Genomic DNA, 2,670 nt, shown 5'->3' with positions numbered 1-2,670 from the left:
GAGCCAACCCGCGACGTGCCGGCTGACGTGCCGGGTCGGGACTCGACTGCGCGACGCGCGTGCCCGGGATCGCCTGGACACGACCTCGGCGGCCGTCGTCCCCGCCCCTCACGCCGTCGTAGAACTGACGGTGCCGAGGGCGGCCGTAGTAGCCGGGGCCGTAGTAGCCCGAGTGCCGGCCGGCCCAGTAGCCGTCTCGGAAGCCGCGGCCATATCCAAACCCGCCAAACCCATACCCGAAGCCACCCCATCCGAACGAGACGTTGAGGCCCGGCCCGTACCACGGGTCGTAGAACCACGGGTCGAAGAAGGGGTCGTGGTAGAAACCACCGGCGTAGTAGCCGCGGCCCCAGCGGTGGCGCAGGTGCCACGTGTCGTACCACCCAAAGTGGACGTAGGGCCGGTACGTGCGGTACGGGCGGTAGTAGGTGAATGGCGACGGGTGGAAGGCCGGGTCCGAAAACCGGTAGTAGCCCGCGTCGTAGCCGCCGTAGTACACGTCGTCGTCGTAGCCCTGCCCGTCGTCCTCGAGGTCGGCCGCGACGTCCTCGTAGTAGAGCGTGTTCTCGTCTTCGTAGTAGTAGCGGGAGACCGTGATGTCGGACGCGTCGATGCTGTCGGTGTCGACGGTCCCGAACGGGACGGCGCCCGAGGCGATGTCGGCCGGGTCCGGGATGTCCACCACGGCCGTGTCGCCGTACGGGTTCTCCGGAAGCTCCATCGTGGCCGCGAGCCCGACGCGGGCGGGACCTTCAGGGTCGGCCTGGGCGGCCGGCGCATCGGGGGCGGCTTGGTAAGAGGGCTCGGGCTCGGCGCTGCGGAACGTCGTGGCGCAGCCGGTCAGGCCGGCGGCCAGAACGAGAACGGCGAGCGGGCGGAAGGAAAGGCGCATGGCAGGAGTGTGAGCGAGGGCGAAGGCCGTGCGAAGGGGAGTCGGGCCGGCCTCGACGCGAGCGCCGGGGGTAGCTTCCGGCCCCATTACAAGAGAGAGCCGCGCCCCGTGGCGGAGAGGTAACGCCGACCATCGGCATCTCGATCCACGTCCTCGAGGTCGCGCTCAACGTACGCACATGGCCGAGACCATCACGCCCCGCGCCGACGACTACGCACAGTGGTACCAAGACGTCATCCGAGCGGCCAAACTGGCCGAGACGTCGCCCGTTCGCGGCTCGATGGTGCTCCCGCCCAACGGCTACGAGCTGTGGGAGAACATGCGCGACGGCTTGGACGGGATGTTCAAGGCGACCGGCCACCGCAACGCCTACTTCCCCCTCTTCATCCCGAAGAGCTTTTTGGCCAAGGAAGCCGAGCACGTCGAGGGCTTCGCGAAGGAGTGCGCCGTGGTCACGCACTACCGCCTCAAGGAGCAGGACGGCGACCTGATCGTGGACCCCGATGCGGAGCTAGAGGAGCCGTTGATCGTCCGCCCGACGTCCGAGACGATCATCTGGGACACGTACTCGAGGTGGATCCAGAGCTGGCGCGACCTGCCGCTCAAGCTGAACCAGTGGGCCAACGTCGTCCGGTGGGAGATGCGGACACGCCTGTTCCTGCGCACCGCCGAGTTCCTGTGGCAGGAGGGCCACACGGCCCACGCGACCGAGGACGAGGCCGTCGAGGAGACCCGGACCATGCTCGACGTCTACGCCGAGTTCGCCGAAGAGTGGATGGCGATGCCCGTCATCAAGGGCGTCAAGACGGCGTCCGAGCGGTTCCCCGGCGCCGTCGACACGTACTGCATCGAGGCCATGATGCAGGACGGCAAGGCGCTGCAGGCCGGGACGAGCCACTTCCTGGGACAGAACTTTGCCAAGGCGTTCGACTGCACGTTCCAGAACAAGGACAACGAGCAGGAGCACGTCTGGGCGACGTCGTGGGGCGTCAGCACGCGTCTCATCGGCGCGTTGATCATGACGCACGGCGACGACCAGGGCGTCATCATGCCGCCCAAGCTGGCGCCGGTCCAGGTCGCCATCGTCCCGATCACGCGCAAGAACGGCGACAACTCGGCCGTCCTCGAGGCCGCCGCCGACATGCGCGACTCGTTGACGAAGGCGGGCTACCGCGTCGTCCTCGACGACCGCGACCAGTACCGGCCGGGCTGGAAGTTTGCCCAGTACGAGGTCGAGGGCGTCCCCGTCCGGCTGGCCGTCGGCCCGCGCGACGTCAAGAACGGGGCCGCCGAGATGGCGCGGCGCGACACGGGGGAAAAGACGTCGGTGAGCCAGCGCGAGATCGTGACGGCCGTGCGCGAAGCGCTGCACGACATCCAGAAGGCGCTCTACGACCGCGCCTACGCCATGCGCCGCGACATGACGACGGTCGCCGACAGCTACGACGCGTTCAAAAGCCAGATCGAGGACGGCGGGTTCGTCCTGATGCACTGGGACGGGACCGCCGAGACCGAGGCCAAGATCAAGGCGGAGACCAAGGCGACCATCCGCTGCGTCCCCTTCCCCGGCCAGTTCCCCGGCACGGAGACCGACGAGGCGGGGACCGACCCCGTGAGCGGCGAGCCTTCGGACGGGCTGGTCGTGTTCGCGCGGTCGTACTAGGCCGTGTCCAAGATCCCGGTATCGGGTACGCCGCCCTCGAGGTCGACTCGGCCTCGGCGGCGAGCGAGATGCGGCGGCGTGGCCTGGCCCGACCTCGAGGTTTCCCGTAGGGGCG

The 2,670-nt window shown here is 68.7% G+C and carries 1 protein-coding gene and 1 pseudogene; one reads left to right on the top strand and one right to left on the bottom strand.

Annotated elements, in window-relative coordinates:
* Positions 1 to 892, bottom strand: a pseudogene (locus WBA11_RS01300) (hypothetical protein); the annotation flags it as partial.
* A 178-nt stretch (positions 893 to 1,070) separates the two neighbouring features.
* Between WBA11_RS01300 and proS the strand changes: the two are divergent.
* On the top strand, positions 1,071 to 2,555 hold the full coding sequence (gene proS / locus WBA11_RS01295; protein WP_424518928.1) for a proline--tRNA ligase: 1,485 nt from the start codon (positions 1,071 to 1,073) through the stop codon (positions 2,553 to 2,555).
* Positions 2,556 to 2,670 lie beyond the last annotated feature (115 nt).

This window comes from Rubrivirga sp. (assembly GCF_049648075.1).
Lineage (GTDB): Bacteria > Bacteroidota > Rhodothermia > Rhodothermales > Rubricoccaceae > Rubrivirga.
This window is presented reverse-complemented; position numbering and strand designations above follow the sequence as displayed.

What these genes read in the sequence shown, in the direction of transcription:
- proS (WP_424518928.1), top strand. Translation starts at nt 1,071, where the DNA reads ATGGCCGAGACCATCACGCCCCGCGCCGACGACTACGCACAGTGGTAC.